Origin of the sequence: Streptomyces sp. NPDC048018, from assembly GCF_043202995.1 — a bacterium.
Classification (GTDB): Bacteria; Actinomycetota; Actinomycetes; order Streptomycetales; family Streptomycetaceae; genus Streptomyces.
This window is the reverse complement of sequence record NZ_JBIDBK010000006.1, coordinates 344,598-357,999: the sequence shown is the minus strand read 5'-3', so window position 1 is coordinate 357,999 and position 13,402 is coordinate 344,598. Positions and strand designations below refer to the sequence as shown.

The 13,402-nt window shown below is 72.3% G+C and carries 9 protein-coding genes; 2 read left to right on the top strand and 7 right to left on the bottom strand.

The genetic code is table 11. The annotated features are described in order from the left end of the window. Positions 1–101: 101 nt before the first annotated feature. Positions 102–2,192: a phosphocholine-specific phospholipase C gene (locus ACGF1Z_RS24790; RefSeq protein ID WP_393007854.1), complete on the bottom strand. Its 2,091-nt coding sequence runs from the start codon at positions 2,190–2,192 to the stop codon at positions 102–104. Positions 2,193–2,776: 584 nt separating this feature from the next. Between ACGF1Z_RS24790 and ACGF1Z_RS24785 the strand changes: the two genes are divergently transcribed. Next, positions 2,777–3,841, top strand: a complete 1,065-nt coding sequence (locus ACGF1Z_RS24785; RefSeq protein ID WP_393007852.1) for an acyltransferase family protein — start codon at positions 2,777–2,779, stop codon at positions 3,839–3,841. A 117-nt stretch (positions 3,842–3,958) separates the two neighbouring features. Here the strand turns inward: ACGF1Z_RS24785 and ACGF1Z_RS24780 are convergent, their stop codons facing one another. Next, positions 3,959–5,389 carry a lectin gene (locus ACGF1Z_RS24780; RefSeq protein WP_393007474.1) on the bottom strand — a complete coding sequence of 477 codons (1,431 nt, stop codon included), beginning with the start codon at positions 5,387–5,389 and terminating at the stop codon, positions 3,959–3,961. A gap of 160 nt (positions 5,390–5,549) precedes the next feature. Here ACGF1Z_RS24780 and ACGF1Z_RS24775 point away from each other — a divergent pair, with 160 nt between their 5' ends. Next, on the top strand, positions 5,550–7,352 hold the full coding sequence (locus tag ACGF1Z_RS24775) for a protein kinase (protein ID WP_393007472.1): 1,803 nt from the start codon (positions 5,550–5,552) through the stop codon (positions 7,350–7,352). Between the two features lie 166 nt (positions 7,353–7,518). On the opposite strand, the gene gatB is transcribed toward ACGF1Z_RS24775, so the two are convergent. The 5 genes from gatB to ACGF1Z_RS24750 form a co-directional block, all read right to left on the bottom strand. Further along, positions 7,519–9,030, bottom strand: coding sequence for an Asp-tRNA(Asn)/Glu-tRNA(Gln) amidotransferase subunit GatB (gene gatB, locus ACGF1Z_RS24770; RefSeq protein WP_393007470.1), 1,512 nt, complete (start codon positions 9,028–9,030; stop codon positions 7,519–7,521). Between the two features lie 15 nt (positions 9,031–9,045). Continuing rightward, positions 9,046–9,291: a hypothetical protein gene (locus ACGF1Z_RS24765; protein ID WP_393007468.1), complete on the bottom strand. Its 246-nt coding sequence runs from the start codon at positions 9,289–9,291 to the stop codon at positions 9,046–9,048. After that, positions 9,288–10,790: an Asp-tRNA(Asn)/Glu-tRNA(Gln) amidotransferase subunit GatA gene (gene gatA, locus ACGF1Z_RS24760; RefSeq protein ID WP_393007466.1), complete on the bottom strand. Its 1,503-nt coding sequence runs from the start codon at positions 10,788–10,790 to the stop codon at positions 9,288–9,290. Before gatA ends, ACGF1Z_RS24765 begins: the two co-directional genes overlap by 4 nt. 7 nt (positions 10,791–10,797) lie before the next feature. Then, positions 10,798–11,094 (bottom strand): Asp-tRNA(Asn)/Glu-tRNA(Gln) amidotransferase subunit GatC, encoded by a 297-nt coding sequence (gatC, locus tag ACGF1Z_RS24755; RefSeq protein WP_010984178.1) that lies wholly within the window; start codon positions 11,092–11,094, stop codon positions 10,798–10,800. Between the two features lie 143 nt (positions 11,095–11,237). Next, positions 11,238–13,361 (bottom strand): putative bifunctional diguanylate cyclase/phosphodiesterase, encoded by a 2,124-nt coding sequence (locus tag ACGF1Z_RS24750; RefSeq protein WP_393007464.1) that lies wholly within the window; start codon positions 13,359–13,361, stop codon positions 11,238–11,240. Positions 13,362–13,402: the final 41 nt, after the last annotated feature.

Below are 13,402 nucleotides of genomic sequence, written 5' to 3'. Positions count from 1 at the left end.
CCCCTTTCGTGGCGATCCTCACAGGGCGTGGCGGGGGTTCGGGACCGCGGCCCCGAACCCCCGCGCGTGCGGCCCGGCGCAGCGCCCTGAGCTGCGGGGCCTCAGCCGGACACGCTCGGGCGCCCGTTCTCGACGTGCCCCATGAGGCGGCGCCGGAAGCCCTCGGGGCCGGTCACCTCGACGTCGTACCAGCCGTGGGCGTCGGCGGCGGAGTGCACGACCGTGCGGGACCGGCCGGGCTTCACGGTCACCTCGCGGGTCCAGTCGGCGAGGTCGTCGGGATCCACGTATCCGAGCGGCCGGACGGTGAAGGTGACGGCCGCAGCGGAGTCGTTGCGGACGGTGAGGTGGAGGTCACGGTCGTGGTGGTCGATGCGCGAGACGAGCTCGGCGCCGCCGGCCGAGGGGCCCGCGAACTCGCGGCGGAAGCCGTTGGGCCCGGTGATCGTGAAGCGGTAACGATCACGCGGAAGGGGGACCGCCCAGGTGGCCGTGCCCCTGACGTCGGTGTGCTGCGGGACGTCGAACTCGCCCGCGTAGGGGTAGAGGGCGAAGTGCACGGCGGCCTTGCCGGTGTTGCCGAGCGTGACGGTCGCCCGACCGTCCGCGACCCGAGCGAAGGCGTCCGGCTGGTACGGCAGCGGGCGGGCGGGGCGGGTGCCGGGTTCCTGCGCGGGCATCGACTGGACGGCCGGGGGCTGCGGCCGCCAGCGGCCGGTGAACGGCGGGACCGGGCCGGGCTGCTCGACGGGCGGCAGCCCGCGGGTCCGCCTGAAGTCGAAGGCGGAGGTGAGGTCGCCGGTGACGGTCCGGCGCCAGGGCGTGATGTTGGGCTCCGCCACCCCGGTCAGCTTCTCCAGGAAACGGATCACGGAGGTGTGGTCGAAGGTCTCGGAGCAGACGTAGCCGCCGACCGACCAGGGGGAGATCACGAGCAGCGGGACGCGGATGCCGAGTCCGGTGGGCAGGCCCTTCCAGCGCTCGTCGGTGTCGTCGGCGGGCGGGACCGGCGGCGGGACGTGGTCGAAGAAGCCGTCGTTCTCGTCGTAGTTGATCAGGACGACGGTGTGCCGCCACACCTCGGGATGCGAGCCGAGGGCGTCGAGCACCCGGTAGACGAGGCTCGCGGACGCGACCGGCGAGGAGGCGCCGGGGTGCTCGGAGTCGACGGCGGAGGGCACCAGGTACGAGACCTCGGGGAGGGTGCCGGCGGCGACGTCGGCGCGGAAGGCGTCGGCGAGGGTGCCGCTCTCGACCCGGCGCAGCCCGCGCTCGAAGAGGGAGCGCTCGGCGTCGGTGAGGGTGGCCACCCCCTCCTCCAGGAGGCCGAGGAGGCGCGCCCGTGCGGCTGCGTCGCCGGTCTCGCGGACGGCGGCGTAGAACGACTCCATGAAGGTGTGCCCGCCGGTCGGGGCGAGCGCCTTGCGGGCGATCCGCTTGAAGGTGGTGAAGAACTCGATGTTGTTGTCGGTGAAGTTCTCCCACTCGGTGTACGTCTTCCAGCTCCGCCCGGCGGCCTCCAGGCGTTCGGCGTAGGTGGGCCAGCCGTAGCCGGGATGCCTGTCCTCGGCGTAGGCGGCGTTGGTGACGGCGCGGCTGCCGTCCGCCTCGTATCCCGTCCAGCCGGACCACAGGTGGTTGCGGTTGGGGCTGGTGGAGGTGTGGACGGACGCGTGGTAGGCGTCGCAGACCGTGAACGTGTCGGCGAGCTCGTAGTGCAGGGGGATGTCGCGGCGGTCGTAGTACGCCATGGTGGCGGCGGTCTTGGCGGAGACCCAGCCGTCCATCCAGCCGTCGCGCCAGGCCCTGGCTCCGCCGCTCCAGGAGTGGTCGAGGTCGCCGATGTACTGGAGGTCCTTCGCCTGGGCCGCGGCGGCGCCGCGCACCGGGAAGGGCAGCACGGTCCGGCCCGGCGGACCGGGCTGCTCGAACACCGGGCGCCCGGTGGGCAGCTCGACGGCGTTGCGGTCGCCGAAGCCCCGGACGCCGCGCAGGGTGCCGAAGTAGTGGTCGAAGGACCGGTTCTCCTGCATGAGGATCACCACGTGCCGCACCGCCGCCATCCCGCCGGCCGGCGGCTCGGCCGCCATGGCCGCCTGCAGTGACGGCGGGAGCAGGGACCCCGCGGCGGCGGCGCCGAGCGCGCCTCCGCCGAGTGCGAGCAGCCTTCTGCGCGATATCTCCGGGGACAGCTCCGATGCCACGACCGACCTCCACTCGACGCCCCACGGTTCGCCTTCGAGCCTTCGGATGGGGCCGTGGCGGACGCTAGTGAGGCCGGGTGACCACCAGGAGGCCCGGCGTGGGCGCGACGATGAATGCCCCTGTCACCGGGGCGGAACGCCACGCGGCGACATTTCCGCTCGTTTCCGGCATTGCGCGGGCCGGCCGGACCGTTCCGGGAAGAAGGCGTGTTTGACAGGGACTTCAAAGGAAGGAAAAGTACACGCCGCGCGAATTTCGGAATCCCGTTCGAACCCGGTGTTCCGGATACGCGCTTCACGGCCAGCCGATCCTGTCAGGAGTCAGGCCTCCATCCGCACCCGTCCACGCCTCCGGTCCGCGAGTCCTCGCCGGGGCGCCCGTTCGCGTGCCGACGGAAGGGGCGGCCGGTTCTGACCGCCCGACGCCTGAGGGGCCCATGACCATCGACTACGCGGCGGACACGGCACCGGCCGTGAAGCCCGGACCCCCGCCGGCCACCGGCCCAGGCGCGTCCCCGATCACTCCCGCCACCGGCAGGCCGCAACCCCCTCGCCTGGCTCTCGTGGACGGAATGCGCCTGGCGGCCTGCCTCTTCGTCGCCGCGTTCCATTTCCTGGGCACGACGAACCCGGCCATCTGGGGTGAATCACCCAAGGTCTTCGCCCCTCTCGTCCACCGCGCCTCCATGTACGGCTGGCTCGGCGTCGAGATGTTCTTCCTCATCAGCGGATTCGTCATCTGCATGAGCGCCTGGGGCCGCACCCCCGGCCAGTTCGCGGTCTCCCGGATCTCGCGGCTCTTCCCCGCCTACTGGTTCGTCATCGCGCTGATCGTCGCGCGCGTGGCGATCAGCGCGATGCAGACCGGCGACGTCTGGTCGGCCATCCACCCCCGGGTGATCGTCTCCAACCTGACGATGTTTCCCGGACCGCTCAAGGTCGACCTCCTCGACGGGGTGGCCTGGACGCTGGACGTCGAGGCCAGGTTCTACCTGCTGATGGCCGTGGTCCTGAAGTTCGGCACCACCTATCAGCGCATGATGGGCTTCTGCACGCTCTGGCTGGTCGCGGCGTTCGTCACCCGCTCCACCGAGAACAAGCTGCTCGACCAGTTCGTCCTCAGCCCTTACGCGGGCTACTTCATCGCGGGCATCACGGTGTACCTCATGTGCCGCTTCGGCCAGAACCTGATGCTGTGGTTCCTGCTCGCCATGGCCTGGGGCTACCAGCTCAGCGTGCTGCAGATCCGGGTGAACTGGCACCTGGCCACGTCCAACACGGACCGGACGGTCTCCTGGACCCTGTGCGCGGTCCTCGTCACCGCGTTCCTCGCGGTCCTGATGCTGGCCTCCCTCGGCCCGCTCCGGAGGATCCGGTGGAGCTGGCTCGTCACCGCCGGCGCGCTGACGTACCCCTTCTACCTGGTGCACCTGAGTCTCGGGATCCCCCTGGCGAAGGGGCTGACCCGGCACGTGCCGGCGCTCGGTTTCTGGGGCACCGTGGCCGTGACGACGGCCACCATGCTGTTGCTCTCCTACGCCGTCTACCGCTGGGCGGAGAAACCCCTGAGCAGGTGGCTGCGCCGCAACCTCCTGAAGGGGCTCGATCCCAAGGAGCGGCCCGAGTTCGCGCACTGAGCGCCCGCCCCGCGACGGCCGGGAAAGGGACGGCCCCGCACCGGATTCCCGGTGCGGGGCCGTCCCTTTCCGCCCAGGAGGGCGGACGTCACGGGCGGGACGGGATGCGTCCCCCCGTCAGAGGCGCTGCCACCTCTGGTTGGTGCCGCCGTTGCCGTACCAGAGGCCGACGTTGCTGCCCGGGGCCGTGTAGGCGCCGCCGACGTCGAGGGCCAGGCCGGAGTCCTGCGCGGTGATCGAGCCGCCGGCGTCGAGGTTCCACTTCTGGTTGGTGCCGCCGTTGCAGGGCCACAGGATCAGCGGGGTGCCGCCCGCGGTGCCGCCGTGGTCGACGTCCAGGCACATGTCCCCGTAGACCCGGAGCTCCTTCTGGGCGGTGTACGTCCACCGCTGGTTCTCGTTGCCGTTGCAGTACCAGATGATCATCTTGGTGCCCGGCTCGTGCGAGGCCCCGGGGACGTCCAGGCAGTGGCCGGAGCCCACGCCGCGCAGCGGGCCCGCGGTGGTGGCCGGACGGCCGGTGCCCCACCAGGCCCAGGCGAGCCGGTCGGCGGCCGAGGTGTTGGTGGTGCGCAGGGTCAGGTCCGTGCCGGTGCCCTGGAGCTCGGTGAGGCTGTACGCGTCGCCGGCCCGCAGACCGGGCCAGTAGACCGAGCCGATGCCCAGTTCGCGCACGGTGTCGGTCTGGCCCTTCAGGGTGGCGACCTCCCAGCGCCCGTTGACCGGACCGTTGTAGTCGAGGCCGCTGGTCAGCTCGGTCCCGAACTCGGTGAGGACGGTGCGCGACGCGCAGTTCCCCACCCTGGTGCGCAGGTCGGCGGCCCAGCGGGCGGGATCGGTCCAGTCCTGGTGCCAGAAGCCGTACTGGTGCAGGGACAGGTGGGTGCCGGCCAGGCGCGGGTCGGCACACACGGGCCGGACGTCGTCGCTGTAGCCGACGCCACCGACGAGGACCCGCTCCCGCGGGACGACGGCCCCGTAGGCGGAGAGCCAGCCGGCCGCGATGTCGGCCCACTCGGTCGCCGCGTAGCCGAACGGCTCGTTCATCGGCTCGAAGTAGACCCGGCCGGTGTCGCCGTACTGGTCGACGACCGTCCGCCACATGGCGTCGTAGGCGGCCCTGTCGTCGATCCGGCCGTTCTTGGCGGCGCCCGGTCCCTCCCAGTAGCCGAGCACGACCTTGACGCCCCGGCCCACGGCGGCGTCGATCGCGCCGCGGTAGGAGTCCCACCACGGGCCGTTCACCGAGGCCGGGTTGACCGGCAGCCGGACGGTGTCGGCGCCGAACCCGCTCTGGAACTGCCCCACCACGGCGGCCGACTTGGCGTACGTCGTCAGGTAGTCGTCCTCGGTCGACAGCCCGGTCGGCACGACCGCGTCGTCGGCGTAGTTGTCGCGCGGGTCCGCCCAGTTGACCCCGTGGAACCGGCTGGCGTCCGGGGTGGCCGCGGCCGCCTCGGAGGCGAGCGGACCGGCTTGGAGGCCGAGGACCGCGACGGCACCGGCGGCCAGCAGGGTCAGGGCTCTCCGGCCCCTTCGCTTGCGCACGTTGGACACGTATTCCCCCAGTACACGTGAGCCGCATCGTGACAATGCGACCGGATTGAGAAGAAGTTGATCAATAGTGATCGTATATCAGCTCGGTTGACCCCACCTCGCCGTGAGCGGCAAGCTGATCGCCTGTCAATTCTCGTGACGTGGGGGAAGATTGAGCGGCACTGCGCATCACATCGGGCCGGACACGGCGCCCGACCGGTACCGCCTGCTGAGGTCCATCGGACGCGGCGGCGAGGCCGTTCTCTACCTCGCGGAGATCGAGCTGGCGGGCGGTGCGGAACCGGTCGTCGTCAAGGTGCTCGACTCCAAGACGACGATCACCCCGGAACTGTTCGAACGCGTCAGCCAGAAGTGGAACGAACAGGCCGAACTGCTGCGCTTCGTCCACCGCCCCGGCGTGGTGGGCGTCCGCGAGCACTTCCAGGGCCCGCCGATCCACCGCCCCGGCGAGGCGGAGACCCTCAGCGGCCGCGCCCTCGTCCTGGTCATGAACCACGTCGACGGGCTCGACCTGCGCGACTGGCGGGCCGAACGCACCCTCGCCGCCCCCGCCGAGCGCCGCGAGGTGATGCGCACGCTGGAGCAGCTCGCCGACGTCCTGGACTGGCTGCACTCGGGCAAGGCGACCCCCTCGGGCCGCACCGTCGTGCACGGCGACCTCTCCCCCGGCAACGTCATGGTCGACCAGCACGGCCAGGCCACTCTGGTCGACTTCGGCCTCAGCAAGCTGACCGCCGACCACCAGACGGCGGAGGTGTGGTTCACCCCCGGCTACGCGGCCCCCGAGGTCTTCGAGGGGAAGCGGACCCCGGGTTCCGACCGGTACGCCTTCGGCGCCATCGCCTACTTCCTGCTCAGCGGCCAGGCCCCGCCGACCGTCCCCGAGCAGCTGTCCGCCGCACTCGCCGGGCTGCCGCACATCGCCGGCCTCACGGAGGAGCAGCGCGCCCGGGTGCTGAGCATCGCCGCGGCCGACCCCGAGCGGCGGCCGGTCAGCCTGTCGGGCTGGGTGAAGGACGTACGGCACGGGGTCGTGTCCACCACCACGACGAACCGCCCGGCCGTCCAGGACGCCGTCCCCGCCCCCGCGCCGCCCGCCGTGCCCCCGCTCGCCTCACCGGCGACACCCCCGCCGCCGGCCGGTCCGCCGACGGTCGCCCCGGGCGCCCCCCAGGGCTTCGGGGAGCCCACGTACCCGATCCCCCTCGCCGCGGAGCCGCCGCTCCGGGCGGAGCCCCCGTCCTCGCCGCGGCAGCCCGAGACGGGCCCGCCCGGGCCGCCGCGCCGCAAGCGCCGCACCGGCCTCGTCCTCGGCGCCGTCGCCGCCGTCGTGGTGGTCGCCGTGCTCGCGGTGCTCGGCGTCGAGCTGCTCGGCGACAAGGACAAGAAGGAGGACGACTCCGCGAAGGGCGGCGGGAGCACCTCCTCGGCCCCGGTGACCACCGCCCCCACGCCCACCGAGGAGCCCACCGCCGAGTCCCCCACGGCCGAGCCGGCGGACACGGAGTCCACCGACCCCGACGCCTCGGCCAGCCCCTCGTACGATCCCGGGTCGCTGCCCGACGTGCCCATGGCGGACCTGACCACCCTCTCCTCCGTCAGCGAGCCCGATTCCTTCACCGTCGGCCCCGCCAAGATCAACACCAAGGAGTACGGAGCCGCCCTGCACGGCGACTGCTACAACGGCGCCTACGTGGAGTACGACCTCAACCGCGAGTGGCAGACCTTCGAGTTCACCGCCGGCATCGACGACAAGTCGAAGATCGAGGAGGCCCGGATCGTCATCTCCGTGGACGACCAGCCGGCCCTGTTCAACGAGACCGTCGTCCTCGGCAAGCCCATCTCCCGCACCCTGAAGGTCGCCGGGGTGCTCCGGCTGCGGCTGAAGGTGGAGTCCTCCTCCTGCTCCGACTCGGGCAGCGGCGTGATCGCCGCCCCGATCCTGCGCCGCTAGGGCCCGTCCCCGGATCCGGCCGGATCGGGGCGCCGCGGGCCCGGCCCGGTCCGCCCGGCCCGGCCCGGTCCGCCCGGCCCGGCTCAGGGCACACGCGCGAAAGGGCGGCCCCGCACCGGAAGTCCGGTGCGGGGCCGCCCTCTTCTGCCGTACGGAGCGGCGGGTGTCAGCCCTCGCCGACGCCCAGCCTCTCCAGGATCAGGTCCTTGACCTTCGCCGCGTCGGCCTGGCCACGGGTGGCCTTCATGACCGCGCCGACCAGGGCGCCGACCGCGGCGACCTTGCCGCCACGGATCTTGTCGGCGATGGCCGCGTTGCCGGCGATGGCCTCGTCGACCGCCGCCCCGAGCGCGCTGTCGTCGGAGACGACCTTCAGACCGCGCTTCTCGACGACCTCGTCCGGCGCGCCCTCGCCCGCGAGGACGCCCTCGATGACCTGGCGGGCCAGCTTGTCGTTCAGGTCGCCGGAGGCGACCAGGGCCGACACGCGGGCGACGTCCGCCGGGGTGATCGGGAGCTCGTCCAGGGCGACGCCCTGCTCGTTGGCGTTGCGGGCCAGCTCGCCCATCCACCACTTGCGGGCCGACGCCGCGTCGGCGCCCGCCTCGGTCGTGGCGACGATCGGGTCGACCGCACCCGCGTTGAGGATGGCCTGCATGTCCAGCTCGGACACGCCCCACTCCTCGCGCAGCCGGTTGCGGCGCACGCGCGGCAGCTCCGGCAGGCCCTTCCGCAGCTCCTCGACCCACTCGCGGGAGGGGGCCACCGGCACCAGGTCCGGCTCCGGGAAGTAGCGGTAGTCCTCGGCGTTGTCCTTGATGCGGCCCGAGGTGGTGGTGCCGTCGTCCTCGTGGAAGTGGCGGGTCTCCTGGAGGATGGAGCCACCGGAGGACAGGACCGCCGCGTGCCGCTGGACCTCGAAGCGCGCCGCGCGCTCCACGGAGCGGAGCGAGTTGACGTTCTTCGTCTCCGAGCGCGTACCGAAGGTGTCGGAACCCTTCGGCATCAGCGACAGGTTGACGTCGCAGCGCATCTGGCCCTTGTCCATGCGCGCCTCGGAGACGCCCAGGGCGCGGATCAGCTCGCGCAGCTCCGCCACGTACGCCTTGGCGACCTCGGGGGCCCGCTCGCCCGCGCCGACGATCGGCTTGGTGACGATCTCGATGAGCGGGATGCCGGCCCGGTTGTAGTCGAGCAGCGAGTGCGAGGCGCCGTGGATGCGGCCGGTCGCGCCACCGATGTGGGTGGACTTGCCGGTGTCCTCCTCCATGTGGGCGCGCTCGATCTCCACGCGGAAGATCTCGCCGTCCTCCAGCTGGACGTCCAGGTAGCCGTCGAAGGCGATCGGCTCGTCGTACTGGGACGTCTGGAAGTTCTTCGGCATGTCCGGATAGAAGTAGTTCTTCCGGGCGAAGCGGCACCACTCGGCGATCTCGCAGTTCAGCGCGAGACCGATCTTGATGGCCGACTCGACGCCGATCGCGTTGACGACCGGCAGCGCGCCGGGCAGACCGAGGCAGGTCGGGCAGGTCTGCGTGTTCGCGTCCTGGCCGAGCTCGGTCGAGCAGCCGCAGAACATCTTGGTCCTGGTGCCGAGCTCGACATGGACCTCCAGGCCCATGACGGGGTCGTACGCGGCGAGTGCCGCCTCGTACGACAGCAGTTCAGTGACAGTCACGGTGGAACTTCCCTCTCAGCCCAGCAGGACGTCGTCGTCGCCGAGGCGCTTCAGCTCGCGGTACAGGATCGCGAGGCCGGTGACGATGGCGGCGGCGGACACGACGGCGTCGACGAGCTTGAGCGTGTCGTGCTCGTTACGGGCCTTCTTGATCTGCTTGGTCACCGTCACGGCGCCGAACGCCGTGGTGGCCATCGACAGATACGTACCGGTCTTGGACTTCTTGAAGCCCTTGGCCTTCTGCAGTGCACTGGAACTCACAGCGACGGAGCCTCCTCGAGCAGCGGGTGTCCCCACTTTTCCACGAAGGCGGCCTCGACGGCGGCACCGACCTTGTACAGCCGGTCGTCCTTCAGGGCGGGGGCGATGATCTGCAGTCCGACCGGGAGGCCGTCCTCCGGCGCCAGGCCGCAGGGCAGCGACATGGCGGCGTTGCCGGCCAGGTTGGTCGGGATGGTGCACAGGTCCGCGAGGTACATGGCCATCGGGTCGTCGGCGCGCTCGCCGATCGGGAAGGCCGTGGTCGGGGTCGTCGGGGAGACGATCACGTCGACCTGCTCGAAGGCCTGCTCGAACTCGCGGGTGATGAGGGTACGGACCTTCTGGGCCGATCCGAACCACGCGTCGTAGTAGCCGGAGCTCAGCGCGTAGGTGCCGAGGATGATGCGGCGCTTGACCTCGGGGCCGAAGCCGGCCTCGCGGGTGAGCGCGGTGACGTCCTCGGCGGACCGGGTGCCGTCGTCGCCGGTGCGCAGGCCGTAGCGCAGACCGTCGAAGCGGGCCAGGTTCGAGGAGCACTCGGACGGCGCGACGATGTAGTACGCGGAGAGCGCGAGGTCGAAGGACGGGCAGTCCAGCTCGACGATCTCGGCGCCCAGCGACTTCAGCAGCTCGACGGACTCGTCGAAGCGCTGCACGACACCGGCCTGGTAGCCCTCGCCGCGGAACTGCTTGACGATGCCCACGCGCATGCCGGCGACCGAGCCGTTGCGGGCGGCCTCGACGACCGGCGGGACCGGGGCGTCGATCGAGGTCGAGTCGAGCGGGTCGTGCCCGGCGATGGCCTCGTGCAGCAGGGCCGCGTCGAGGACCGTACGGGCGCAGGGGCCGCCCTGGTCGAGCGAGGAGGAGAAGGCCACCATGCCGTAGCGGGAGACCGCGCCGTAGGTCGGCTTGACGCCGACGGTGCCGGTGACGGCGGCGGGCTGGCGGATCGAGCCGCCGGTGTCCGTGCCGATGGCGAGCGGGGCCTGGTACGCGGCGAGGGCGGCCGAGGAGCCACCGCCGGAGCCGCCGGGGATCCGGGTCAGGTCCCAGGGGTTGCCGGTCGGGCCGTAGGCGCTGTTCTCCGTGGAGGAGCCCATCGCGAACTCGTCCATGTTGGTCTTGCCCAGGATCACCACGTCGGCGGCCTTGAGCTTCGTGACCAGGGTCGCGTCGTACGGCGGGATCCAGCCCTCGAGCATCTTCGAGCCGACCGTCGTGGGCACGCCCCGGGTCGTGAAGATGTCCTTGAGCGCCAGCGGGACGCCGGCCAGCGGGCCCAGCTTCTCGCCGCGGGCCCGCTTCTCGTCCACGGCGCGGGCCTGGGCGAGGGCGCCCTCGCGGTCGACGTGCAGGAAGGCGTGGACCTTCTCGTCGACGGCCTCGATGCGGGCCAGGTGGGCCTCGGTCACCTCGACGGCGGTGAGCTCGCCGGAGGCGATCCTCGCCGCGATCTCGGCGGCGGTGAGCTTGATGATGGTGCTGTTGTCCGTCATGACGTTCTTAGTCCTCCCCCAGGATCTGCGGCACCTTGAAACGCTGCTGCTCCTGGGCCGGGGCGCCGGAGAGCGCCTGCTCGGGGGTGAGCGACGGACGGACCTCGTCCGCGCGCATGACATTGGTCAGCGGCAGCGGGTGGGAGGTCGGCGGTACGTCTTGGTCTGCGACCTCGGAGACGCGGGCGACCGCGCCGATGATGTCGTCGAGCTGTCCGGCGAAGTGGTCGAGTTCTTCGGCCTTGAGCTCCAGACGTGCCAGCCGTGCGAGGTGGGCGACCTCCTCGCGCGTGATGCCAGGCATGCGGATCCTCACGGGGTGAGTCTGATGGTGTTGGCCCAATCCTATGGGGCCCGCACCGCTACCCGTGAAACGGTTTGCCCCGGCGGGGGCTCCCCGTGCCCCGTACGCGGTCCGCCCGGCGGTCCGTACGGGCCGTCCCGCGGCTACTGGACGACGCGGTCCGAGGGCTGCTCGGCCTCGGCGAGGGCCGCGCTCGCGGCCAGCTCCGAGGGGCGGCGCCAGCCGTGCTCGCCGCGGGCGAGGAGCCAGGCGGTGGCCTCGCCGGGCGGCATCGCGGCGGCCACCAGCCAGCCCTGGACGGCGTCGCAGCCCAGGTCGCGCAGGCGTTCCCAGGTCTCGTCGTCCTCGACGCCCTCGGCGACCACGAGCAGTCCGAGGGAGTGCGCGAGGTCGACGGTGCAGCGGACGATCTCGGCGTCCTCGGTGTCGACGGCGAGCCGGGCGACGAAGGAACGGTCGATCTTCAGTTCGCTCACCGGCAGCCGGCGCAGGTGCACCAGGGAGGAGTAGCCGGTGCCGAAGTCGTCGAGGGACATCTTGACGCCGTGGCCGGTGAGCCCGGCCATGGTGTCGGCGGCCCGCTGGGGGTCCTCCAGGAGCACGTGCTCCGTTATCTCCAGCTGGAGCGCGCCGGCCGGCACGCCGTGCCGTGCGAGCCGGGCCGCGACGGCGCCGGCGAAGCCGGGGGTGTGGACGTCGCGCGGCGAGACGTTGACGGCGACGGGCACGTCGAGGCCCTGGGCGCGCCAGCGGGCCACCTGGGCGAGCGCGGTCTCCAGCACGTACTCGGTGAGGTGGGGCATCAGACCGGAGGACTCGGCGATGGCGATGAACTCGTCCGGCGGGACCTTGCCGCGCTCCGGGTGCACCCAGCGGACCAGCGCCTCCAGGCCGGCGACCTGCCCGTCGAAGCGGACCTTGGGCTGGTAGTGCAGCTCGACCTCGCCGGCGTCGAGGGCGCGGCGCAGGTCGCCGAGGAGGCCGAGGCGGTCGGGGGTGTTGGAGTCGCGCTTGGACTCGTAGACCTCGACGCCGGTGCGGTCCCGCTTGGCCTGGTACATCGCCACGTCGGCCCGGCGCAGCAGGCCCTCGGCGTCGAGGGCGTGCTCGGGGAAGACGGCGACGCCGGCGCTGGCCTCCAGGACGAGGGTCAGCCCGTCGAGGTCGAGCGGCGAGGACAGCTCGGCCACGAGGTGCCGGGCGACCCGCTGGGCGCTGGTGGTGGAGTCGGCGGCGGGCAGCAGGACGGCGAACTCGTCGCCGCCGAGCCGGGCCGCCTCGGCGCCGCGCGGCAGGGCGAGCCGGAGGCGTTCGGCGATCTGGAGGAGCAGCCGGTCGCCGGCGAGGTGCCCGAGGGTGTCGTTGACCGAGCGGAAGCGGTCGAGGTCGATCAGCACGAGCGCGGACCTGACCCCCTCGCTCTCGGCCTGTTCCAGGGCGGTCCAGGTGCGCTCCAGGAGCCACTGCCGGTTGGGCAGTCCGGTGAGCGGGTCGCGCAGCTGCTCCTCGGCCCGGGCGCGGGCGATCCACAGGGTGGAGTCGAGGGCGATGAGCGGGACGGCGAAGAGCGGCAGGACCGCGGGGCCGGCGGCGGCGACGACGCAGATGAGGGGGGCGATGCCGAGCAGCGCGACGGCGACGAGCCCCTGGCGGAGCAGGGCGGTGCGGGCGGGGGTGGGCAGTCCGGCGGTCTGCGGGGCGAGCGCGTACCACAGCATCAGCCGGGTCGCCACGAGATAGGCGACCGCGGCGAGCACCACTTCCGGCACGTCGGCGATCCCCCAGTCGAGGGGCCGCCAGGGCTCCGCGACGGTCGGGACGTCCCCGAAGGTGGCGAGCACGAGGGCGGCGATGCCGGTGCCGATGACGTCCACGGCGCCGTGCAGCATGCCCTGGCGCCAGCGGTGCCGGCGGGCGGCGGCGACCAGGACGACGACGGTCAGCGAGACCAGGGAGGCCGGGACCCAGCCGTAGAGGAGCAGGACGGCGAGGGTGAGGGCGGCGCCGGATCCGGTGCCGCCCCACCAGCGGTCGCGGCCGAGCGCCACGAGATGGCCGACGATCAGTCCGGTGAGGACGGCGAGGGACCAGCCGGCGGATCCGCCGGGGAAGAGCCCCTCGCCGCTGCTCAGCGCCTGGTAGAGACCGGCGGCGAGCGCGACGGCGGCGATGCCCGTCAAGGCTGCGGGCAGCCCGGAGGTGATGCCCACGAACGCCGCACGTCCCTGGGGCCGTGCGACCGGGGCGGCACTCTCGGTCGGTTTCATTCCCGTCCCTCTCACAGCCGGCGGTGCGTCGCATCGCGGGG

Coding starts and splice junctions, on each gene's coding strand:
- ACGF1Z_RS24785 (WP_393007852.1), top strand. CDS start 2,777: ATGCGCCTGGCGGCCTGCCTCTTCGTCGCCGCGTTCCATTTCCTGGGC.
- gatA (WP_393007466.1), bottom strand. CDS start 10,790: ATGACGGACAACAGCACCATCATCAAGCTCACCGCCGCCGAGATCGCG.
- gatC (WP_010984178.1), bottom strand. CDS start 11,094: ATGCCTGGCATCACGCGCGAGGAGGTCGCCCACCTCGCACGGCTGGCA.
- ACGF1Z_RS24750 (WP_393007464.1), bottom strand. CDS start 13,361: ATGAAACCGACCGAGAGTGCCGCCCCGGTCGCACGGCCCCAGGGACGT.